The sequence below is a fragment of the Haloarchaeobius salinus genome, assembly GCF_024464185.1.
In the GTDB taxonomy this organism is placed as follows: domain Archaea; phylum Halobacteriota; class Halobacteria; order Halobacteriales; family Natrialbaceae; genus Haloarchaeobius; species Haloarchaeobius salinus.
In genome coordinates this window covers 41,026-64,536 of record NZ_JANHAU010000008.1, presented here as the reverse complement: position 1 = coordinate 64,536, position 23,511 = coordinate 41,026, and the positions used below count along the sequence as shown (strand labels likewise).

The 23,511-nt window shown below is 65.6% G+C and carries 16 protein-coding genes; 6 read left to right on the top strand and 10 right to left on the bottom strand.

The features are described from left to right. Positions 1-59 precede the first annotated feature (59 nt). Positions 60-275: a hypothetical protein gene (locus NO345_RS18970; protein WP_256301889.1), complete on the top strand. Its 216-nt coding sequence runs from the start codon at positions 60-62 to the stop codon at positions 273-275. 812 nt (positions 276-1,087) lie between these two features. Here the strand turns inward: NO345_RS18970 and NO345_RS18965 are convergent. Both NO345_RS18965 and NO345_RS18960 read right to left on the bottom strand, forming a co-directional pair. Further along, entirely contained in the window at positions 1,088-3,931 is a 2,844-nt protein-coding gene (locus NO345_RS18965) for a M14 family zinc carboxypeptidase (protein ID WP_368407901.1), read from the bottom strand. Between the two features lie 436 nt (positions 3,932-4,367). Further along, positions 4,368-6,383 carry a copper-translocating P-type ATPase gene (locus NO345_RS18960; RefSeq protein ID WP_256301941.1) on the bottom strand — a complete coding sequence of 672 codons (2,016 nt, stop codon included), beginning with the start codon at positions 6,381-6,383 and terminating at the stop codon, positions 4,368-4,370. Positions 6,384-6,860: 477 nt separating this feature from the next. On the opposite strand from NO345_RS18960, the gene NO345_RS18955 reads away from it, so the two are divergent. Then, entirely contained in the window at positions 6,861-7,391 is a 531-nt protein-coding gene (locus NO345_RS18955) for an Lrp/AsnC family transcriptional regulator (protein ID WP_256301887.1), read from the top strand. A 7-nt stretch (positions 7,392-7,398) separates the two neighbouring features. Here NO345_RS18955 and NO345_RS18950 read toward each other — a convergent pair whose 3' ends face one another. The 8 genes from NO345_RS18950 to NO345_RS18915 all read right to left on the bottom strand — a co-directional run bounded on the left by NO345_RS18950 (position 7,399) and on the right by NO345_RS18915 (position 17,589). Beyond that, positions 7,399-7,731 (bottom strand): cupin domain-containing protein, encoded by a 333-nt coding sequence (locus NO345_RS18950; protein WP_256301885.1) that lies wholly within the window; start codon positions 7,729-7,731, stop codon positions 7,399-7,401. After that, positions 7,728-9,518, bottom strand: a complete 1,791-nt coding sequence (locus tag NO345_RS18945) for a hydantoinase B/oxoprolinase family protein (protein ID WP_256301883.1) — start codon at positions 9,516-9,518, stop codon at positions 7,728-7,730. The genes NO345_RS18950 and NO345_RS18945 overlap by 4 nt, the downstream gene beginning before the upstream one ends. Positions 9,519-9,520: 2 nt before the next feature. Next, positions 9,521-11,566, bottom strand: a complete 2,046-nt coding sequence (locus NO345_RS18940) for a hydantoinase/oxoprolinase family protein (protein ID WP_256301881.1) — start codon at positions 11,564-11,566, stop codon at positions 9,521-9,523. A 225-nt stretch (positions 11,567-11,791) separates the two neighbouring features. Next, entirely contained in the window at positions 11,792-12,841 is a 1,050-nt protein-coding gene (locus NO345_RS18935) for an ABC transporter ATP-binding protein (RefSeq protein WP_256301879.1), read from the bottom strand. Beyond that, positions 12,838-13,944: an ABC transporter ATP-binding protein gene (locus NO345_RS18930; RefSeq protein WP_256301878.1), complete on the bottom strand. Its 1,107-nt coding sequence runs from the start codon at positions 13,942-13,944 to the stop codon at positions 12,838-12,840. Before NO345_RS18930 ends, NO345_RS18935 begins: the two co-directional genes overlap by 4 nt. A gap of 1 nt (position 13,945) precedes the next feature. Then, positions 13,946-14,857 carry an ABC transporter permease gene (locus tag NO345_RS18925; RefSeq protein WP_256301877.1) on the bottom strand — a complete coding sequence of 304 codons (912 nt, stop codon included), beginning with the start codon at positions 14,855-14,857 and terminating at the stop codon, positions 13,946-13,948. Next, positions 14,854-15,879, bottom strand: a complete 1,026-nt coding sequence (locus NO345_RS18920; protein ID WP_256301875.1) for an ABC transporter permease — start codon at positions 15,877-15,879, stop codon at positions 14,854-14,856. Before NO345_RS18920 ends, NO345_RS18925 begins: the two co-directional genes overlap by 4 nt. A gap of 9 nt (positions 15,880-15,888) precedes the next feature. Beyond that, the gene (locus NO345_RS18915; protein WP_256301873.1) at positions 15,889-17,589 is read right to left on the bottom strand and encodes an ABC transporter substrate-binding protein; all 1,701 of its coding nucleotides are present in this window, start codon (positions 17,587-17,589) and stop codon (positions 15,889-15,891) included. A gap of 177 nt (positions 17,590-17,766) precedes the next feature. Here NO345_RS18915 and NO345_RS18910 point away from each other — a divergent pair, with 177 nt between their 5' ends. Genes NO345_RS18910 through NO345_RS18895 form a run of 4 tightly spaced genes read left to right on the top strand, consistent with a single transcriptional unit; the run spans position 17,767 to position 23,482 of the window. Next, positions 17,767-19,821 (top strand): hydantoinase/oxoprolinase family protein, encoded by a 2,055-nt coding sequence (locus tag NO345_RS18910; RefSeq protein WP_256301871.1) that lies wholly within the window; start codon positions 17,767-17,769, stop codon positions 19,819-19,821. Beyond that, positions 19,818-21,596 carry a hydantoinase B/oxoprolinase family protein gene (locus NO345_RS18905; protein WP_256301869.1) on the top strand — a complete coding sequence of 593 codons (1,779 nt, stop codon included), beginning with the start codon at positions 19,818-19,820 and terminating at the stop codon, positions 21,594-21,596. Before NO345_RS18910 ends, NO345_RS18905 begins: the two co-directional genes overlap by 4 nt. Further along, positions 21,597-22,379: an aspartate/glutamate racemase family protein gene (locus NO345_RS18900; protein ID WP_256301868.1), complete on the top strand. Its 783-nt coding sequence runs from the start codon at positions 21,597-21,599 to the stop codon at positions 22,377-22,379. Next, positions 22,376-23,482, top strand: a complete 1,107-nt coding sequence (locus NO345_RS18895) for a M24 family metallopeptidase (protein WP_256301866.1) — start codon at positions 22,376-22,378, stop codon at positions 23,480-23,482. Before NO345_RS18900 ends, NO345_RS18895 begins: the two co-directional genes overlap by 4 nt. Positions 23,483-23,511: the final 29 nt, after the last annotated feature.

The following is a 23,511-nucleotide window of genomic DNA, read 5'->3' as shown; positions in this document are numbered from 1 at the left end:
AGCATTCCACGTTGTGTTTTGGGAACAACATTTATTCTTGGCTGTGATACTTCTCACCTATGGGAATCGCAGAAACCGTCTTGGATTCGGACCTGGATCTCGACAAGGCGAGGAGCTACAGAAACGGATTCACAGCGGCACTGGTTGCTGGCTTTCTCGTTCTCTCGTATCAGTACTGGACTGTCGGCGAGTTAGCGATCGAGATACTGGGCATCTTCTTTTCTGCCGCGTTTGTATTCATCGTTTCACAAGTCCTCTATGCTCGCGGTCGGTAGGTTACCTAGACCGACCAGTTCGGGTAGTCTCGTTCCGGGGTGGTGAAGAAAGCGACAGTGAGGACCGCAACGACGGGAAGATATATATCCAGAGTACGTCCTGCCAGAAACCCAGTAGTAGCAACCGACCTGTCCTGATACTTGCGAGGAGTTCACGCTGGTAGACTGCTTTCGCGACCGCAATGCCTCCGGAATCGCTGCCGCATCGACCAGTGTTTCGCAGCTCCCATTCGTGCTCGACCACCCTCCTCGCGAGCAGCCAGAAACGGTGTCTGGATACTACTCATATTTCGTATGGTTTGCGAACCTGTCGACTTTCTCGATCTTGGCGGGAAAACGAGTTCTCCCCCTTCTATACTAGTCGTTAATTGAGAGTCGGTTACCCTGGACAGTATCGCATGCTTGCGGTTTTACCCTGGACACCAGTTCCAGCGGAAACCCCCAGGCGATGTTTACCCTGGACAGTAATCTGAATCGGCGGCTAGCCGTACGTTGAGTCCCTCGAAGCCGAAAATCTCTCTGTCCAGGGTAACTGAGCCGGTTGATTTCTCACCAGGGTTGTGTCCATAGTACTCATTCTGACACGTTGGTGACGGAGCTGGCGGATTTCATCTCTCTGGAGAGCGCAATACCCTCATACACGGTGACCGATGGAGTGCCAACGGTTCCGGGGCGGTATCTCCACCGTAGACACGGTAGATGAGATTCCAGAGGATCTCCGTATACCAGAACTTTTTCACGAGTACGTAAATCGACCAAAGTGAGGTTCGAAAGGAGAGGAAGAAAAACTGTGAAGTGGTCGAGTAGCCGATTCAGCGGACTTCTCCCCACGTTCCGACGAGTTCACCCTCGACGAAGCGACGTTGCTGGAAGCCGAGTGCATTACAGAGCATCGTATGACCCATGAACGAGACAGCGTAGTCAGCCATCCCGAACGGATGGAGTTCGCGCTGGTTCGCCGGTGGGAGGACCGAACCGAGGAGGTTGATCTCTGCGTCACCAGCTGAGAGTGAGCCGGCAGCAACTCCCTCGGCGACGATCTCCTCGTCCCGCCACGGCCCTTCGATTACTTGCATCCGGCCAGCAGCAGCGCCGCCGGCAGCCGCGAACGCGTCATCGTCGAGAATCGTCGCCGGTTGGTCGTTCGTGTTGGGAACGTACCCCACCTGTGGACTCTTCCACATCTCCCGCTGCAGGGGCCTGATATCCGACAACAGGTAGTGGTCGAAGTCACGGTCCACGAGGTTCGCGATACCGACTTCCACGGTCTGGATATCATCCACCGAAATCGCCTCTGTTTCGCCGACCGATAGGGAATCGAGGAGATACAACCCGGTGTCAGTCAATACGAGATCGCCGCCAGCATCGACGAAGGCTTCGATCTCTGCAATGTACTGTTCGTCGTCACGCCCTTCGTCATGGGAGATGACGACTTTGTCGTAGCGGCGGCGACCGGAGTTTCCACGCATCAGCCGGCCAACACGGACGTCGTGAACGCGAAGTCCGTCCATCTTCCCGGATTCGAGTTGTGGCTCGAGGTCGAGGAAGAACTGCATCGGATTGACGACGTACTCGGTCTGTGGGTAGCCGAAGGCCTCTTCGGGGTTGGGATGTTCCTCGTCGCTCTCGATAGTCACGAACTCGACCTCGATATCGGCCTCACCGTCGAACTCGACCGACCAGTCTCCATTGCCAGGATTCGGGACGTAGAAACTGGTCTGGTCGCTCTCGGCGAGGTCGATCGCCCGGACAACCTGCCCGCCAGGGTTGCGGAGACTGACGACTCCCTCTTCGGCGCTCCCGGCATCGAACTGCACCGCTATCGAGTGCGAACCGCCACCTGTGGTCTTCCTTGCACTGCCTTCAGGGCCAGGGTGGACAGTTTCATGCCGTCGTTGAACTTCCGTCGCACGCTCCTGGCCCCGTCCCCGGCCTTTTCCGGGGCTCTCGTCGGTGTGTGAGAGGTCAGCCGACCGTCGCGTCAGTGCGTCCGTGGTCACGTACGCGGTGTCCTGGTCGCCCGTCGCTACCGTCGCATCCGTATCGGCGGCACACAGTCTGGCGAATTCTAGCTGGGAGAGGTAGTAGGCAGTCTCGAGGTGGCGCTCGATATACGGCCGCCAGTCCGTCGAGTCGCGCATTGCAAGTTCGGGGGCGACGGTGATGGCACCGAGGCCACCGAACGCTTCGGGCTGACCCGCCCAGCCGAGCAGGCCGCCCGTGATGTTGTAGCCAAGCGAGTCGTATATCGAGCCATAATCGATCAGCGTGTCAGGGACGTAATTCGAAAGGCCTGCTGTGTCTGCACCTGCCCGGATGGTGTCGTCCGCGATGGCTGCCGGACCCCCCCAGTAGTCGTCCATCGAGGAAGTGATACGTCGGTTGACCTCGTCCAGGTTGTGGGTGCCGTCGTGGTTGTAGGCGGCGTTGGACTCGAGGTTCAGCACCATCTGGCTCGCCCAGCCCATCATGTGGTAGTCACAGAGATATTCGACGTTGTCGTACCCTCTGAGGTGTCCGACGGTGGCCAGCGCGTCCGGGACGACGTCCTGGTAGCCAACGTCGTAGCCGGGTCGTGGGTCCGGTGCGCGTCCCGCATCGGCGGGCCAGAATCCGGGATTCGCCCACCCGATCGTGGGGTACTGACGGTTCGTATCCACCAGAGAGGCGTTCCCCCGGTAGTGGAACAGGATGTTCGGGCCGTAGTACTGTGGTTCGCGCAGGCTCCACCCGTCCGGATTGATGTAGACGTAGATGATGGCGATATCGTCCAGGAGCGTGTTGAACTCCTCCGCTTCGCCCTTGGCGGCCTGTTCAATGATGCGGCTGCCGGCTTCGACGCCGGCACGCTCGTTGCCGTGGATTCCCACGATGAAGACGCACTTTTCCTTCGCAGCGAAGGCTTCCCGGTCCTGAACATCGTTGGTCAACTCGGCGACGTAGATGTCACGTGGGTCGGGGTCTTCCCCAGTGAAGACGTTTTCCCATCCCGGCCCCTGGCCGATACGTTCGACATTGACCATGTCGGGATACGTGGTCTCGAGGTGGTCAAGTGCCTGGCCGGTTTCCTGATGTGATGTCCAGTCGCGTGCCCCCTCGACAGGCGGGAAGACGTCGAATTCTTCGATGTATTCCGGATAGACATCGTAGTCACCATAGGAGTCCTCGAGATTCCAGAAGGGATGGGCTCCCGGTGAGAAATCCACGTGTTCGATTCCGGTCATCTCATCAAGGGCGTACTGAACTTCAGCCTCGGTAAGCCAGGCGTGGGCGGCCGGTGTCGGTTCTTCGCGATAGACCGCTTTCGGAGCTCGTAGGTTTTCGTCGATATCCCAGTCTGGTTCGCCGAACTCTCCATAGAACTCCTGTACGGCAGTAACGTCTGCGAACTCGATAACAACAGTCACTTCGTAGTCGTCCGGTGTGGCGCTGATGGCAAACTGTGCGAGGTCAGTGACTCTGTCGTCTGTGACTTCGGCGGATACCGTACTCGGGAGGGCGAGTGCGGCACCGGTCGCGGCGGCCACGCTCAGGAATGTCCGACGGTCGATTCCGCCGCGTTCGAAAATCTCTTCGTCTAGTTCCTCAGCCTCTTCGTAGGTGTAGCGGTCGGGAGTATCGGTTACGTATCCGTCGTCGGGTTGTACTCGTTTCATTGTGGGTTCATGGGTCTTGGTATCCCACACCATACCTCTCACTCTACGGCCATAAACTTAATTAAGGATTATAATGGTTTCCAAATGGTAATATGCGATATCTTATTCAATATGGAGAACAATTGCCTCGAGCCAATCGCCGTACTGGGAGGATGGCCGCGATCTAAAACGGGAAACAGAGTCCCATTCAATGAGTAGGATTGTTGAAAAACGGATGGGACAGGGACGGGGAGCGAGAAACACCAACTACTGGACGCACTCACAGCTTCCGGGGGAACTCGGCCCGACGCCCAGGCTACCAGCTGTGGTCGAGAGGGATGGGTTGCTGTCGCTCGTCGAGCGTGAAATAGAGGCCGGCGTGAGTTGGAAGACCAGTATCGGAGAGCAAAGAAGCGATACCCCGACGGAATTCCGCGTGAAGTGGTCAGAAAGGGCCTCAGTCAGCGGGTTGTGCCTCCGTGGACGGTGTCCCGGCTGGAAGCTCGGGGATGGACAGATCCACGCGCCGAAGCAGCTGGGCGTTGATGGCGACGATGACCGTACTCAGCGACATCAGCAGTGCGCCCACGGCGGGGGACAGCAGAAAGCCGATCGGTGCCAACACGCCTGCTGCAAGCGGAATCGCGACGACGTTGTAGCCGGCTGCCCACACGATGTTCTCCTGCATCTTCCGGTAGCTCGCCCCGCTCAGCTTGACTAGCCGAACGACGTCCATCGGGTTGTTCTGGACGAGGATGACGTCCGCCGACTGGACCGCAACGTCGGTTCCGCTCCCGATAGCGATGCCGACGTCGGCCCGCGTCAGCGCCGGTGCGTCGTTGACGCCGTCGCCGACCATCCCCACGAGCTTCCCCTGGTCCTGGAGTTCCTGCACTTTCTCGTCCTTGTCTTCGGGGAGGACCTCCGCGAACACCGTGTCGATGCCCAGTTCGTCCGCGACAGCGTCCGCGACGTCCTTGGAGTCGCCAGTCAGCATCGCCACCTCGATGCCCAGATCGTGGAGGGCGTCGACGACGCGGAAACTCTCGTCCCGGATCACGTCGGCCATCGCGAACGCGGCAATCAGCTCGCCTTCGCGAACGAGATACACCACTGTCTGGGTGTTCTCGCCTGCCTCGTCAGCGAAGCGCTGGAGATGGGCCGGTATCTCACTCTCGAGTTGGGTCAACAGGTTCGGCCCGCCGACGTACACCTCGGTTCCGTCGACGGTCGCGCGGACGCCACGACCTTTGATCGCCTCGAAGTCGGTCGTCTCAGGTGCACCAAGATCACGCTCGTCAGCTGCCTCCCGGATGGCTCGAGCGATCATGTGTTCGGAGTCGCCCTCGACGGCTGCCGCCAGCCGGAGTGCGTCATCCTCGTCGACGCCGTCGACGGTTGCCATATCCACGACGCCGTGCTCGCCTTCGGTGAGCGTCCCTGTCTTGTCGAAGATGATCGCGTCCAGGTTCCGTGCGTCCTCCATCGCGATGCGGTCGCGAACGAGCATCCCGTTCCGGGCGGCGAGCGACGTGTTGATCGCGACGACCAGCGGGATGGCGAGTCCGAGGGCGTGTGGGCAGGCGATGACGAGCACCGTGACGACGCGCTCGATGACGGTCGCGTCGAACGAGACAGCGAACGTCCACGCGATTGCGGTCACGACCGCCGCCCCGAGCGCGACGTAGAACAGCCAGCCGGCCGCCCGATCGGCCAGCACCTGTGTCTCGGATTTGCTCTGCCGCGCCTCATCGACGAGGCGCATGATGCCCGCGAGCGTCGTCTCCTCGCCCGTCGCACCGACGCGGACGCGGAGACTGCCGTCGCCGTTGATCGTCCCGCCGATGACCTCGTCACCGGGTTCCTTCGAGACCGGTTTCGACTCGCCGGTGATCATCGACTCCTCGACGTCCGAGTCGCCCTCCTCGACGATTCCGTCAGCAGGGACACTCGCGCCCGGTCGGACGAGTACGAGGTCGCCCTCAGAGAGTTCACTGAGGGGAATCTCCTCGGTGTTCCCGGACTCGGTGATGCGCTCGGCGGTATCGGGCAGCAGCTTCGCCAGCTCGTCGACCGCGCTCGAGGCACGGCGCACCGACCGCATCTCGATCCAGTGCCCGAGCAGCATGATGTCGATCAGCGTCACGAGCTCCCAGAAGAACGCCGACTGCGTCGGGAAGACCACGGTCGAAAGGCTGTAGACGAACGCGACGGTGATCGCCATCGAGATGAGCGTCATCATCCCCGGCGACCGGTCTCTCAGCTCCGGCACCGCCATCCGGAGGAACGGTACACCCCCGTACGCGAAGACGATGACCGCGAAGACGGGGTTGATCCACTCGCTCCCCGGGAACGCGGGGACGGAGAACCCGAGCCACTCCTGCAGGATTTCGCTGTAGAGGAGGACAGGAATTGACAGGAGTGTCGAGACGAAGAAGCGTCGGCGGAACAGTTGCTCGTGGCCCTCGTGCATCCCGCCATGGCCCTCACCGTGTCCCTCGTGGGAACCGTACCCGTTGCCGTCGTGCTCGGCGTGCTCGTGTTGCTCGGTGACCCCCGCCTCACCCGCTGCGGCAGGTTGCGTCTCCGTTGTATCGTGGTGGTCGTCCATGAGCGTGTTCTCTTTTGAAGTGGTTCCGCTGGCTTCCTGAATGTTCGGCCCCTGGAACCGTCAGGGACGGGGCAGGCAAAATTCGGAGGAACGCTTGCCCGACCCGATGGAAGGAATCCCGAGTACTGCGTCGACGAGCTCTGTCTTCCGACCGCTGTGGAGTGTATCGGTAACGAGAGTTCTTCCGTTGACTGTCGAACGAGAGCACGAGAAACCGGAAATAACGACTCGTTCAGGCCACCGTTCGTGGTCAGTACGCGTGTGAGTGGACGAATCGGTCGGCACCCTCGACAATATGACCGGTACTTACAGTACCCTCGGACGACTATCTCCGAAGCGATGAGTTCACAGTCTATCTCTGCGGACGAATGGCTCGAAAACGACAAGATAAAACGGATTCTGAAGGAGCACCTCGACGAAACAGACTATCGTATCTACAAGGCACTGAACGAGGACGGCCGGATGTCCGACACTGAAATCGGCGAACGTGTCGGTCTCTCTCGAACGGCGGCGCGACGGCGACGGAAGAACCTCCAGGAGAACGGGCTGGTCGACGTTATCGGCGTCCTCGTCCTGCAGGAGGCGAAGTTCGCCTACGCGGACGTGTTCGTCACGCTCGAATCCGGCGTGGACAGCGACGAACTGGACGAGTTCGTCGACCACGTCCAGAGCGAGGAGCTCATCTACGAGATCGAGGAGTACATGGGTAAGTACGACCTGTTACTGCGGGTCTGGCACGCCTCGCTCTCGGACATCAAGGAGTACCTCAGGGAGGAACTCCAGAACAACCCGGTCGTCGAGAGCTACGAGGCCATCCCGGTCACGAAGACCCACAAGGCCTGGCACAAGAAAGTCACCGACGGAGAGTAGCCGCTTTTCAGAGCCCGCCGACCGCGGTGTACACCAGCCGACAGGGCTCGTCTCCACGGTTGACGCTGTAGTGTTCGACGCCTGCGGGGATGACCGACAGCGTCCCCGCCTCGACGCTGTACTCGCCGTCCGGCGTGACGAGTTCGACCGAGCCGTCGAGGATGACGGAGATCTCGTCGCCAGCGTGGGCGGTCCAGCCCTCCTCCGGCACGCGCTCGCCCGGCTGGATGACGTACGACCCCGTCTGTGACTCGGGGTCGTCGCTCTCGAACAGCGTGAGCGGGCTGCCCGTGCTGTCGTCCCAGACGTCGGCGAGTTCGGTGAGTTCGACGCCGCTCATCGGTCCTCACCTCCTGTCCCGGCGGTCGGTTCGTCCGCACTTCCGTCCCTGAGCGCCGCCGTCTCTGCCTCGTCGATGCCGCCGTCTTCGTCGAGCACGACGGCGTACACCTCGCGGGCCGTCTCGCGGGTGATGTAGTCGTCGCGGAAGTCCTCGCGGACGCGTTCCGGGTCGCGCTCGCGTGGGTCGCCCCACCCGCCGCCCGAACTCGTCACCAGTCGGGCAACGTCGCCGTCGGCAAGCTGGTGGTTGGTGAGGTTGCTGTGCCGTTCGACCTCGCCGTCAGTTCGGACGATCTCGATGTGGTTGCCGTCGCCGTCCTGTCCGCCGTCGACGCCCCACGGCGGGAACTCGGAGCGGCCGAATCCGGCGGTGATGAAGCCGCCGGACTCGTTGTAGACCCGGTAGTCCTGCACGAAGCCGGTGCCGCCACGGAACTCGCCGTGGCCGGCGGTCTGGGGTGTGTCGAGGGCGGCCTGGTCGAACAGCAGCGGGAAGCGCGTTTCCATCACCTCGACGGGCATCTCCAGCGTGTCGCCGTCGCCCGAGCAGACGAGCACGTCCGCGCCGTCCTTGCCGGGGCTCGCCCCCCAGCCGCCGGGCTGTGGTTCGACGACGAGGAACTCCTCGCCCCGGCGGTCGTCGTGGCCGCCGACGATGGTCGCGCAGACGCTGAGGAAGTGCCCGGCCGAGAGCCGGTCCGGGAGGTGGGGCGCGAGCGCCTTCCACGGCAGGTCCGCGGCCATCGCGGAGCCCTCCCAGTCGGTGCCGATGGGGGCTGGTTTCGTGGCGTTGAGCACCGTCCCCTCCGGGATCGTCACGTCGAGCGGCCGGAAGAACCCCTCGTTGGTGTCGGCGTCCGGGAGCGTGATGGCCTGGAAGAACGACCGGACGTCGGAGACGGAGGCGGCGTAGGGTGCGTTGATGGGGCCGTCCGCCTCCGGGTCGGTGCCGGTGTAGTCGAGCGCGACCGTCTCGTCCTCGATGGTCACCTCGACCTCGACGTGGACCGGGTCGCCGGAGACGCTGTCGCCGTCGAGCTTGTCCTCGGCGGTGTACGTGCCGTTGGGCAGCTTCCGTATCTCGTCGCGGACGAGGCGTTCGCCGGCGTCGAAGCTGTCCTCGATGGCGTGCTGGACGGTTTCGACACCGTAGCGCTCGTACACCTCGACGACGCGCTCGGCCCCGACGCCCATCGAGGACTGCTGGGCCTCCATGTCGCCGAGCGTGACCTCGGGCATCCGGGTGTTGGCGACGACGATGTCGTAGACAGCGTCGTTGCGCTCGCCGCCCTCGTACAGCTTCACCATCGGGTACTGGACACCCTCCTGGAAGACGCTGGTCGCGTCGGTCGTCCACGAGCCGGGGTCCTTCCCGCCGACGTCGGTCCAGTGGGCCTTCGATGCGGTGAAGCCGACGAGCTCGTCGTCGACGAAGATGGGTGCGACCATCGCCACGTCGTTGAGGTGGGTGCCGCCGTGGTAGTCGTTCAGGAGCACCACGTCGCCGGGGTCGAAGCCGTCCCGTCCGAACTTCTCGACGGCGTCGGCGACGCAGAACTTCAGCGTCCCGAGGAAGCCCGGGACGCCGTTGGCCTGTGCGACGACGTTCGCGTCGGCGTCGGTGACCCCGCAGGCGTAGTCCAGCGTCTCGTAGATGACGCTCGACTTCGCGGTGCGCCCGAGGTTGAGGAACATCTCCTCGGCGGCGCTCTGCAGGGCGTTCGTCACGACCTCGCGTGTGAACGGGTCGACGTCGCTGTCGGATGTGGTGGATTGCTGTGACATGGTTAGCTGATGTGTAGGTTTCCGAACGTGTCGACCTCGAACGTCTGTTCGGGGTGGACGAGCGTCGTGCAGGCGGGTTCCTCGACGACCGCGGGGCCGTCGATGGACGTCTCCGTCGGGAGGGCGTCGCGCTCGTAGACGCGGGCGTCGTGGATGCCCTCGGTGGCGAAGTCGACCTCGCGGGTGTGCTTCACCGCGTCGGCGGGCTCGCCGGCCACGTCGAGCGATTCGACGGCTGGTTTCGGCATCGGTGCGGACGCGGTCAGGCGGACGTTGACGACCTCGCAGGGGTCGTCGAGGCGGAAGTCGAACGTCCGCTCGTGGCGCGCGTGGAACCGTTCGATGGTCGCTGCGATCTCGCTCGCGTCGACCGGGCCGTCGCCCAGCGGGGTGTTCACGGTGTGTTCCTGCCCGGCGTAGCGCAGGTCGACCGAGCGTTCGAGGACGAGCTCGTCCTCGTCGACGTCCTCGGCGGCGTAGGCGTCGCGCGCCTCGGCCTCCAGCGCGGCGACGGTCGCAGCCACCTCGTCGGCGTGGCCGCCGTCGAACGGCATGACCCGGGTCCGGGCGAAGTCCTTCCGGAGGTCGGTGACGAGCATCCCCCACGCGGAGAACTGCCCGGGTGCCCGGGGGACGACCGTCTCCTTCACGCCGAGTTCGCGCGCGAGGGTCGCGGCGTGCAGCGGGCCCGCGCCGCCGCTCGCGACCAGCACGAAGTCGCGGGGGTCGTGGCCGCGGCGGATGCTCACCTGCTTGAGCGCGTTCGCCATGTTGGAGTTGACGACGCGGAGCACGCCGTGGGCGGCCTCGCGGACGCTCGTGTCGAACTCGTCGGCGAGCGGTTCGAGGGCGGTTTCGGCGGCGTCGACGTCGAGGCGCATGTCGCCACCGAGGAAGTAGTCCGGATTGAGCCGGCCGGTGAGCAGGTTGGCGTCGGTGACGGTCGGCTCGGTGCCGCCGCGGCCGTAACAGGCCGGCCCGGGGTCCGCACCGGAGCTCTCGGGGCCGACGTTGATGGAGCCGCCCGCGTCGGTCCAGGCGATGGAGCCGCCGCCCGCACCGATCTCGACGATGTCGACGACCGGGATCTTGAGCGGGTAGCCCTCGTCGCGGGGCGACGACTCGAGCCAGTAGTCGGTGTCGATGGTGACCTCGCCGTCGCGGACGACCGAGGTCTTCGCCGTGGTGCCGCCCATGTCGAAGCTGACGACGTCCGGCTCGTCGAGCTGGCGGCCGACGTGGGCCGCGCCGTAGACGCCCCCGACTGGGCCGCTCTCGACCATCTCGACGGGGCGACGACGGGCCTCGTCGAAGCTCGCGGTGCCCGCGTTCGACTTCATCGCGTACGTGGTGCCGTCGAACCCCTGGTTCCCGAGGCGTCCGGAGAGCGTGTCGAGGTACTCGTCGGCGATGGGGCGGACGTAGGAGTTGAGGACGGCCGTGTTGGTGCGCTCGTACTCCCGGTACTCCTTCGTCAGCTCGTGCGAGAGCGTGACGTAGGCGTCGGGGTGGACCTCCTCGACGAGCTCGCGTGTGCGGCGCTCGTGGTCGGGGTTCTCGTAGCTGTGGAGGTAGCTGACCGCGATGGTGTCGAAGCCGGCGTCGCGGATCTCGCGGGCGGCCTCGCGGACGGCGTCCTCGTCGAGCGGCTGGACCGGTTCGCCTGCCTGGTCGACGCGCTCGGGCACCTCCCAGCGGTGCCGCCGGGGGACGAACGGCTCGGGCTTCTCGTACTGGTAGTTGAACATGTCTGGGCGGTTCGCGCGTGTCACGTCGAGCACGTCGCGGAAGCCGGCCGTCGTCAGCAGCGCCGTCTCCTCGCCGGTCCGCTCGGTGATGGCGTTGATGACGACGGTCGTTCCGTGGACGAACTGGTCGACCGACGCGAGCGGCAGGCCGCCCTTCTCGACGGCGTCGAGGACGCCGCCGGCGAAGTTCGACGGTGTCGTCGACGCCTTCGCGAGGGTGAGTCCACCGTCTCGCACCGCCACGAGGTCGGTGAACGTCCCCCCGATATCGACGGCGACACGGGTGGTATCTTGTGGCATGGCGTATAACAGAACGGCACTTACTATAAACTTATCGTGCGATATTATTCTGAACTGTGCTCAAAATGTGCCCAAATAGTTCTGAATAGTTCTAAGAGGCGTATATCGACGACCGAATTGAGAATGACATCGGTCATTCCTGCGACCGGTGGGCGGGCGAGGCGGCTGACAGACAATGGGTGATGGTGGTGGTGGGTGCCCCCGCCCGCCGTACCCGTGCGTCCGCTACTCCTCGGTGACTTCCTCCCGCGTCACGTCATCGGAGCGGTGTTCGGCCACCGCCTGGGCCTTCGGTCCGGGGTCGTGGAGACACCGGGTCTGGTGGCCGTCCTCGACCTCGACCAGTTCGGGGTCGACGGCGTCGCAGGCGTCGAACGCGCGGTGACAGCGCGGGTGGAACGGACAGCCCGGCGGCGGGTCCTTCGGGTCCGGGGTCTCGCCTCGGACCTCCACGGACGGCGGCTTCAGCGACTGCTCGCCGCTCTCGACGACCGGGATGGCAGACAGCAGCTGCTCGGTGTACGGGTTCACCGGGTTCTCGAACAGCGTCCGGCTGTCGGCGACCTCCATGAAGTTACCGAGGTACATCACGCCGATGCGGTCGGCGACGTTCTTCACGAGGCTGAGGTCGTGGCTGATGAGCAGGTAGGTGAGGTCGAGCTCGTCCTGCAGGTCGTCGAGCAGCGAGATGACCTTCGCCTGCACCGAGACGTCGAGGGCGCTCGTCGGCTCGTCGAGCACGACGAACTTCGGCTCGACCGCCAGCGCGCGGGCGATGGCGACGCGCTGCTTCTGCCCGCCAGAGAGTGCGTTCGGGTAGCGATGGCGGAACTCGACCGGCAGGTCGACCCGCCGGAGCAGGTCGGCGACGCGCTCGTCGCGTTCGGCCTTCGTGCCGACGCCGTGGACGACCAGCGGCTCCTTGACGATAGCACCGATGCGTCGGCGCGGGTTCAGCGACGACGACGGGTCCTGGTAGACGACCTGGATATCCCGACGGAGCTGCCGGAGCGCCTTCCCGTCGAGGTCGGTGACGTCACGGCCGTCGAACTCGATGGTCCCGCCGGTCGCCTCGTAGAGACGGGCGACGGTCTTGCCGAGCGTCGTCTTCCCGCAGCCGGACTCGCCGACCACGGCGAACGTCTCCCCGGGCATGACGTCGAAGCTCACGCCGTCGACGGCCTTCACGTAGGACTCGGTCCGGCTGAACAGCCCCGTCTCGACCGGGTAGTACTTCTCCAGGTCCCGCACCGAGACGAGGGGGTCGCCGCTCATGGCTCACCCCCGGCCTCAGCCGTCGGCGCGTCCTCGGCGACGCCATCGGCCTCCTCGGCTGCGACGGTCGCCGCCTCGCCGAAGGACATGCCATCCTCGTAGAGGTGACAGGCGACGGCCCGGTCGTCGCCGACGGTGTGGGACTCGACCGGCTCCACGTCGCAGGTGCCCGCCATCGCGGCGGGACAGCGCGGGTGGAACCGACAGCCAGCAGGCGGGTCGGTGTAGTCCGGGATCTGCCCGTCGATGCCGTCGCCCTCGAAGCCGGTGAGCTTCGGGATGCTGTCGAGGAGCCCCCGGGTGTAGGGGTGCAGCGGCGCGTCGAAGATCTCCTCCGTCGTCCCGACCTCGACGATCTCGCCGGCGTACATGATGCAGATGCGGTCCGCGATCTCGCGGGCGACGCCGAGGTTGTGGGTGATGTACAGCATCGAGAGGTTCCGCTCCTCGACGCGCTCCCTGAGGAGGCCGAGGATCTGGTCCTGCACCGTCACGTCGAGCGCGGTCGTCGGCTCGTCGGCGATGAGGAACGTCGGGTCGTTGATGAGCGCCATCGCGACGATGACGCGCTGGCGCATCCCGCCCGAGAGCTCGACCGGGTAGCGGTCCAGCGTGCCCTCCGGGTCGGGGATGCGCATCCGGTCGAGCAGCTCGATGCTACGCTCGCGGATCTCGGCGCGGTTCGCCCGCCGGCCGAGCAGGTTCTGCAGCATGCCGAGCCAGGAGACGTCCTTCCCGCCGCTGTAGGTCGCCACGTCGGCCATCATCGAGCCGACGGGGTACACCGGCGAGAGGTACGTCATCGGGTCCTGGAAGATCATGCTCATCTCCTCGCCCTGGATGCGCTCGTGGGCGTCGGCGTCGGCGAGCAGGTCGGTGCCGTCGTAGGTGATGCTGCCCGAGGTTATCTCGCCGGGTGGGCGGGGTAGCGTGCCCATGATGGACTTCGCGGTGACGGACTTCCCGCAGCCGGTCTCGCCGACGAGGGCGACCGTCTCGCCCTCCTCGACGGTGAGGTCGACGCCGTTCAGGACGTGGTGACGCCCCTCGTACGTCTCGAACTCGACGGAGAGGTCGTCGACGGAGAGGATGGGGTCCGCCATCTCACTGCACCTCCACGTCGAACATGTCTCTCAGGCCGTCGCCGAGGAAGTTGAACCCCAGCACGATGAGGAAGATGGCGAGGCCGGGGAACGTCGAGTACCACCACTGCGCGGGCATGTAGTCGCGTCCCTGGCTGACCATCGTCCCCCACTCGGGCGTCGGCGGCTGTGCGCCCAGGCCGAGGAAGCCGAGCGAGGCGGCGACGAGGATGGCGTAGCCCATGTCGAGGCTCATCTTCACCGTGATGGGTGCGAGCACGTTCGGGAGGATCTCCCGGAAGATGGTGCGCGCCGAGGTCGCGCCGATGCCGCGGCTCGCCTCGACGTACGTCTCCTCCTTCACGGAGAGCACCTCCCCGTACGTGAGGCGGGCGTACCACGGCCACCAGACCGCCGCGATGGCGAGCATCACGTTGGTTAGATTGGGTTCGAGCGCGACGCTCACCGCCAGTGCGAGCACCAGTGGTGGTACGGACAGGAACACGTCCGTGATCCGCATCAGGGCCATCCCGACGCCGCCGCCGAGGTAGCCGGCGACGAGGCCGACGGGCACGCCGATGGAGACGGCGGCCGCCAGGACGACGACGCCGATGCGCAGCGACAGGCGCGTCCCGAACAGCACCCGACTGAAGATGTCGCGTCCGGCCTGGTCGGTGCCGAACAGGTGCGCGGCGCTCGGCTCCGCGAACTTGTTGTCGAAGTGGACCGCCGGCTGGCCCTGGTAGCCCGCGTCGGCGGGGTACGGCGCGATGTACGGCGCGAACACCGCGACGAACACGAAGCCGAAGATGATGAACAGGCCGAGTATCGACATCGGGTTCTGCTTGAACCGGTAGACGACGCGGTCGAGGTCTTCCCGCCGGCGCTCGAACAGTCCCGGGCCGTCCGCGGTGACGGTCTCGCCGTCACTCATTGGGAATCACCCTCGTGCCAGACGCGCGGGTCGAAGACCCCGTACAGCACGTCGACTACGAAGTTCACGAGCAGGAACGACGCGCCGACGACGAGCGTGACGCCGACCATCGCGTTGATGTCCTTCTGGAGGATGGCCTCGACGCCGTAGGAGGCCATCCCCGGCCACGAGAACACGATCTCGACGACGAACGCCGAGCCGAGCAGGAAGCCGTAGTCCAGCCCGATGATGGTCAGCGTGGACGCGAACGACCGCCTGAGTACGTACTTGTACGCGATGAGGCGCTCGGGGATGCCGTGGGTGCGGAGCCCCTCGACGTAGTCCTTGTCGTACTCCTCGATGAAGCTCGACCGGGTCATCCGGGCGATGTCGGCGATGGGTGCGAGCGACAGCGTGATGGCCGGCAGGATGAGGTGCTGGCTGGAGCTGATCAACGCGGGCACGTTGAACGCCAGCAGACTGTCGACGAGGAGCAGCCCCGTCGTCTCGACCGGCATCGGGCTCACGTCGCCGACCCGACCAGTCGCGGGGAGCCAGCCCAGCTGGAACGCGACGGCGAGCTGGAGCAGGATACCCGCCCAGAACGGGGGCAGCGAGACGTTGAAGAAGGAGAACAGGCGGCTGGCGTTGTCCGGCCACCGGTCCTTGTGCTGGCCCGCGATGACGCCGAGTGGGACACCCACGAAGATGGCGAGTATCATCGCGAGCGTCGTCAGCTCGAACGTCGCCGGAAAGTACTCCAGCAGGTCGGTCGCCACGTTGCGGTTCGAGATGAGCGACTGTCCGAGGTCGCCCTGGACGACGCCGCCGACGTAGTCGAAGTACTGCTCCCAGAGCGGTTTGTCCAGCCCCATCTGGTCGCGCAGGTTCTGGACGGCCTCGTCACTCGCGCGCGGACCGAGCGCCAGTCGTGCGGGTCTGCCGGGGATGACGCGGGCCAGGGTGAAGATGAGCACCGAGAGGCCCACGAACATCGGGATGGTCGACAGACCGCGCTTTATCAGGTAGCTTCTGTGGCCCATACTGGCGAATCAGCCCTGGTGGTACCGGTGGAACGTCTGGCGGTAGCCCGTGATGCCGTTGTCCTGGAAGCCCTGGACACTCTCGGACAGCGCGTTCCGGGTCGCCTGGTTCATGACGAATAGCGCGGGAGCATCCTCGGCGATGAGGCGCTGTGCCTCCTCGTAGATCGGGATGCGGTCCTCCTGTGCGACGGTCCGGCGACCCTCGGTGAGCAGCCGGTCGACCTCGTCGTTCTGGTACCACGCGGCGCTGGTCCACGAGCCGTGGGAGTCACTGTGCCAGGCCGGGTAGAGGAACGTGTCGGGGTCGGCGTAGCTGAAGGAGAGGTAGATGGCGAGCATGTCCGGAGTGGTGTCCGGGTTCGCCGCCATCTCGGTGATGTTCGACCACGGCGCGCGCTCGACGGTGAGCGACCCACCGAGCTCCTGCAGGTTCGACTGGAGCAAGAGCCCCATGCTCTCCTCGATGGTCAGCCCGGAGACGTACGTGTAGTTCAGATCGAGGTCGCTTGCGGAGTAGTCGGACTGGTCGAGTTCGGCCCGTGCGGCGTCGAGGTCCTGCTCGTACGTCGGCAGGTCCGCGGTGTGGCTCCACATCGCCCCCGGGAGCGGCCCCTGGAGGTGGTCGGAGTCACCCGCCATAACGTCGTTGAGCGCGGCCTCGTAGTCGAAGGCGTACGAGATGGCCCGCCGGACGTGCACGTCGTCGAGCGGTGCCCGCTGGGTGTGCATGTAGATGTAGAACGGGTTGAACGTCGCCTTCGCGTGCACGCGGACGCCGTCGGCCCCCTCGAGGTCGTTGTACGTCTGGAGCGGGAGCCACTGGTCGGACATCTCCGCCCCCTCGCGCATCCGGCCCGCGGCGGTCGCGGACTCCTGGACGATCTCGGTGGTCACACTGCTGTAGCGGCCGTCGGGGAAGGAGCCCCACCAGTCGTCGTTCTGCTCGATGACGATCTGGCGACTGCGTTCGCGCTCGCTGAGGACGTAGGGGCCGCTGCCGGCGTCGTTGTCCTCGAGCCAGCCGGTGCCGTAGTCGCCGTGCTCGCCGAAGTTCCCGTCGCTTGCCGCGTTCGCCTCGACCTGTTCCTGGTTGACGACGTAGAGGAACGGGAGCGTGTAGAGGAACGGCGCGAACACCTCGGTGGTGACCATCTCGACGGTGGTCTCGTCGACGGCGGTGACGTTCTCGGGCGAGAGGATGCCCGACCACATCCACGAGAAGCCGTTCTGCATCTCCATCATCCGCTGGACGGAGTACTGCACGTCGGACGCGGTGACGGGGTCGCCGTTGTGGAACGTCGCGTCGCTGCGCAGGTTGAACGTGTACGTGCGACCGTCGTCTGCAACCTCCCAGTCCTCGGCCAGCCAGGGCTCGATGTCCGGGGGCGTCTCGTCCGTGTAGTACACCAGCGGGTCGTAGACGTTGTGCAGGAGGATGGTCTCGAGGTTGTCCGAGCCCTTCATCGGGTCGAGTGAGCTCGGTGCGACCGTGGTGACGTACTCGAAGGACGCACCACCGCCACTCCCATTGCCGGACGAGTTGTCGTCCGAGGTGTCCGTATCGGGCGAGCCATCACCCGAATCGTTCGTCGTGCTGTCAGCCGACTGGTTCCCGGTACAGCCGGCGAAGATGGTCGAGACCGTCGCCGCACTCCCGTATTTCAGGAAGTCACGGCGGTCGAAGCTGCGGTTGTTATTGTTACTCATGGTAGCTATCTACCACCCCGGTGGCTTAATACTACTGGATAGTATCAACAAATCCGAACCTGATATTTACTATCTGTACGTAAACTAAGGATATATGGACCGTTTTGAGCGTAGAGAAATACGATTCGGCGATAGGTGGGGAAAGCAATATATACGAATACACGAAACGAATACTTCGTGAGACAAGATAACACCAACCAGCGCGTCGCCGTGGACATCGGCGGCACGTTCGTCGACGCCATCACGTTCGACCGCGAGACGGGAGACCTCACGCTCGAGAAGGCGGCCACGACACCCGACCAGCCATCGGGTGGCGTGCTCGACGCCGTCGAGAAGGTCGACGCCGAACTGGAGGCGACCGAGGCGTTCGTCCACGGGACGACACTCGGGCTGAACGCCGTGCTCGAACGCGACGGCGCACGTATCGGCATCATCACCAACGAGGGGTTCACCGACGTCCACGAGATCGGCCGCACGAACCTCGAACGCGACTCGATGTACGACATCAACTACCAGAAGCCGGAGTCCATGGTACCCCGTCGACGACGGCTCGGCGTGCCCGGCCGCCTGAACGCGGACGGGGCCGTCGTGGAGGAGCTCGACGAGGACGCCGTCCGCGAGGCCGCGGACGAACTCGTCGCGGAGCACGACGTGGAGGCCATCGCCATCTGCTTCCTGCACTCCTACCAGAACGGCCAGCACGAGCAGGCCGCCGCCGATGTCGTCCGCGACGCTCACCCCGAGGTCAGCGTCTCGGTCTCCAGCGACATCACCGGCGAGTACCGGGAGTACGAGCGCACGAGCACGGCCGTCCTCGACAGCTACATCAAGCCCATCTTCGAGAACTACGTCGACACCCTCGACGAGTCGCTCACCGGCGCGGGCTTCGACGGCTCGTTCTTCGTCACGCGGTCCGGCGGCGGCACGCTCACCGCCGAGAGCGCGAAGACCGCGCCCGTCCACACCATCCTCTCTGGGCCGGCCGGCGGGCTCATCGGCGCGGCCCGCGTCGGCGACGCCACCGACCGCGAGAACCTCATCACCGTGGACATGGGCGGGACGAGTCTCGATGCTGCCGTCGTCGAGGACGGCTCGCCCGTCGTGAAGTACGACTCGACGCTCGAACACCAGCCGATGCTCATCCCGGTGTACGACATCCGGACCATCGGCGCGGGCGGGGGCTCCATCGCCTGGCTCGACGGCGACCTGCTGAAGGTCGGCCCCGAGAGCGCGGGCGCGGACCCCGGTCCCATCTGCTACGACAACGGCGGTACCCAGCCGACCGTCACCGACGCGGCGCTCGCCCTCGGCTTCCTCGACCCCGGCGACTTCCTCGGCGGCGAGATGGACACCGCCGTTGACGACGCCATCGCCGGCATCGAGGGCGTGCTCGCGGACCCACTCGACACGTCCGTCCCGGACGCCAGTCGCGGCGTCTTCGACGTGGCGCTCGCGAACACCGTCGGAGCCATCCGCGAGATAACCGTCGAGAAGGGCCTCGACCCGCGTGACTTCTCGATGGTCGCCTACGGCGGCGCGGGCCCGATGTTCGTCCCGCTGCTCGCGCGCGAACTTGGCGTGAAGGAGGTACTCGTCCCGCAGGCACCCTCCGTCTTCTCCGCGTGGGGGATGCTGATGGCCGACGTCGTCTACGATTTCTCGCAGACGATGATCGCCGTCCTCGACGACGTCGAACTCGAGACGCTCGACGCCGCCTTCGAGGAGCTCGAGGCCGAAGGCCGCGAGACGCTCACCGAGGAGGGCGTCGCCGAGGCCGACCAGCGCCTCGAACGCGCCGTCGAGATGCGTTACTTCGGGCAGGAGCACACCGTCGAGGTGGACGCCGACGGCGTCGATGACCTCGACGAGCTCGCCGAGCGGTTCCAGGCACAGCACGAGACGCGCTACGGTCACACGATGGACGACCCGGTCCAGGTCGTCCACCTGCGCGTCCGGGCGGTCGGCGAGAACGACAAGCCGACGCTCGACGAACAGGAGCCGCGCACGGGCGACGCGCTCGAGCCGACCGACACCCGCGAGGCGTACTGCTTCGCCGCGGGCGAGTTCACCGAGTTCGACGTCTACGAGCGCGCGACGCTCGCGCCGGGCGACGAGCTCGCCGGCCCCGCGGTCGTCACCGAACCGACCACCTCGCTGGTCTTCCACTCGGACCAGCACGCGACCGTCGACGAGTACGGTCATATCGTCATCACCACCGGAGGCGAACAATGAGCACCCAACAGGATATCGACGCGGCCACGGTCGAGGTCGTCCGCAACTACCTCACGTCGGCCGCCACCGAGATGCAGCGCACGCTGATCAGGACCGCCTACAACACCATCATCTACGAGATCCTCGACTTCGGCATCTCGGTGTTCGACCGCGACCTCAACCTCGTCGCGGACTCGCCGGGGCTCGCGCTGTTCCTCGGCGCGAACGACTACGGCATCGAGAAGGCGGTCGACCACGTCGGCGAGGAGAACATGGAGCCAGGCGACGTGTTCATCATGAACTACCCGTACTGGAGCGGCACCCACACGCTCGACGTGCTCCTGTTCGCGCCCGTGTTCTACGACGAGGAGCTCATCGGCTACACGACCTGTCGCGCCCACTGGCTCGACCTCGGTGCGAAGGACTCGGGCTACGTGCTCGACTCCACCGACGTCCACCAGGAGGGCGTGCTGTTCCCCGGGACGAAGGTGTACAAGAACGGCGAGCCGGACCCCGAGATCATGGACATCATCCGGTTCAACTCCCGGATGCCCGAGAAGGTCGTCGGCGACCTCAACGCGCAGGTCGCCGCGGTCCGCACCGGCGAGAAGCGCCTGCAGGAGCTGTACGAGAAGTACGGCTCGGAGACCGTCGAGACCAGCATCGAGCGTATCCTCAACCACGGCGAGCGCACCGCCCGTGAGGCCGTCGCCGAACTGCCCGACGGCACGTGGTCGGCGACCGGCTACGCCGACGGCGTCAACCGCGAGCCGGGCGACCTCATCAAGCTCACGGCCGAGGTCACCATCGACGGCGAGGAGTTCAGCGTCGACTTCTCGGGCTCCTCGCCCGAGGTCGACGAGCCGCTGAACATCCCGCCGGGGATGTCCGAGACCATCTGCAAGCTCTGCTTCAAGACGCTGACGACGCCCGAGGAGGACTCCAACGGCGGGCAGTACGAGCCCCTGACGATGCACGTCCCCGAGGACAACATCTTCAACGCGAGCTATCCCGCACCCACGTTCACCGTCTGGACCGGCATCGTCGCCATCGACGTGGTGTACCAGGCGCTCGCGGAGGGGATGCCCGACCGCGTCCCCGCGAGCACGGGCGGCGACCTGGCCGACATCATGCTGTACGGCGAGAACCCCGAGACGGGCCGGCCGTTCGTCGAGGCGAACAACGAGGGCGTCGGCTGGGGTGCCGGCGTCGGCCACGACGGCGAGAACGCGCTGATGCACATCAGCGAGACGATGGTCCGGAACATCCCCGTCGAGGTGTTCGAGAACAAAGCGCCCATCCGGTTCGACCAGCTCTCGCTGCGGGAGGACTCGGGCGGCCCCGGGAAGCACCGCGGCGGGCTCGGCATCCGCCGGGACTTCCGCGTGCTCGAACCCGTCGGCGCGCTCTCCATCATCCAGAAGACCCGCACCGAGAACTGGGGGCTCGACGGCGGCAGCCCGGGCGAGAAGAACGTCGTCGTGCTCGACTCCGACCGCGAGGACTTCGACGAACGCATCGAGGTGCTCGTCGACAACGACGACCTCTACGACGACGACAGCGTCAAACACGCCGGCATGTTCCGCGGGAACTTCATGCCGGACGAGGTCATCTCGAACCGGACCGCCGGCGGTGGCGGCTACGGCGAACCGTTCGACCGCGACCCCGAGGCGGTCCGCGAGGACGTCGCCGACGGCTACGTCTCCCGCGAGGCAGCCCGCGAGCAGTACGGTGTCGCCATCACCGAAGCCGGCGAGGTCGACCACGACGAGACCGCCGAACTGCGGGGCAGGTAGATGACGGACATCCTCTGGATCGACCCCGTCGGACACGCCGACTTCTCGGGCGACATCGGCGACATCCTCGCCGAGGCGGCCCGGCCGGAGACGACCGTCGACGTGACTGCACTCGACCGCGGCCCACACCACGTCGAGTACCACTACTACGAGTCGCTCGTCACGCCCGACGTGCTCCACCGGGTCAAGCGCGCCGAGAACGAGGGGTACGATGCGACCGTCATCGGCTGCTTCTACGACCTCGCGCTGGAGGAGGCCCGCGAGGTGAGCGAGTCGATGCCGGTCGTCGGCCCCGCCGAGGCGACCACCCACCTCGCGACGACGCTCGGCGACTCGTTCTCCGTCGTCGTCGGCAGACAGAAGTGGGTGCCACAGATGCGCGACCGCGTCCGGCAGTACGGCTTCGGCGACCACCTCGCCTCGTTCCGGCCGGTCGACCTCGGCGTGCTCGACTTCCAGGACGACCCCGACCGGACCGAGCGACGGCTCCGCGAGGCCGCGACGGCCGCCGTCGAGGAGGACCACGCGGAGGTCGTCATCCTCGGCTGCACCGCCGAGTACGGCTTCTACGAGGAGCTGCAGGACGACCTCGGCGTCCCCGTGCTCGACGCGGTGACGGCCCCGTTCAAGTTCGCCGAGCTGCTCGCCGAACTCGCCGACCTCGGCTGGACCCACAGCAAGCGCGGCGGTTACGAGTCGCCGCCCGTCGACGAGATCGCGCGATGGGGCATCGCGGACGACTACGAGAACGCCGACGTCTGGACGGAGGAGTCGGAGCCGTGAGCCACCGCGAGCGAATCGCCGCCTGCCAGGAAGCCCTCGCCAGCGAGGGAGCCGACGCGGCCGTCCTGTTCCCGAGCGTCGACATGGGCTACCTCTCGGGGTTCACCGACGAGCCGATGGAGCGACACCTGCTCCTGTTCGTCACACCCGACGAGGAGCCCGTCTTCGTCGCGCCGGCGATGTACGAGTCCCAGATCCTCGGCGGGTCGGTCGTCGACGACGTTCGCGTCTGGGACGACGGCGACGACCCGCTCGCACTCGTCCGGGAGGTCGCCGACGAGCGCGACCTCCACGGCGGCAGTCTCCTCGTCGACGACCGCATGTGGGCCCGCTTCAGCCAGGACCTCCGGGCGGTCCTGCCCGACGCCTCGTTCGGCCTCGCGAGCGACGTGCTCGCACCGTTGCGCATCCGGAAGGACGAGAACGAACTCGACGCGCTCCGGGCGGCCGGCGAGGTAGCCGACCGGGCCGTGATGGCAGTCCGTCGGCTGGGCGACGAGGCCGTCGGCTTCACCGAGACCGAGCTCGCCCAGGAGATCGAAGCCCAGCTCGCCGAGTTCGGCGGGGACGGCGTCTCCTTCGAGGTGATCGTCGGGAGCGGTCCGAACGGCGCGCAGCCACACCACCGCCACGGCGACCGCGAGATACAGGCCGGCGACCCCGTCGTGCTGGACTTCGGCACCCGCGTCGACGGCTACCCGAGCGACCAGACCCGGACCGTCGTCTTGGCGGGCGACCCACCCGACGGGTTCGACGAAGTCCACGACGTCGTTCGCGAAGCCCACAACGCCGCCGTCGACGCCGTCGAACCCGGCGTCACCGCCGCGGCCATAGACGCGGCCGCCCGCGAGGTCATCGAGGAGGCTGGCTACGGCGAGCAGTTCGTCCACCGCACCGGCCACGGCGTCGGGCTGGAGGTGCACGAACCACCGTACATCGTTGCGGGAAACGATAGAGAGCTCGAACCCGGAATGGTGTTCTCGGTCGAGCCCGGCGTCTATCTGGAGGGAGAGTTCGGTGTCCGTATCGAGGATCTCGTCGTCGTCACCGAAACCAGTCACGAGCGGCTGAACGACTCACCGCGAGACTGGGAACCGCTCTGACCGTTCCGGGAACTGACGTGATCGGGTCC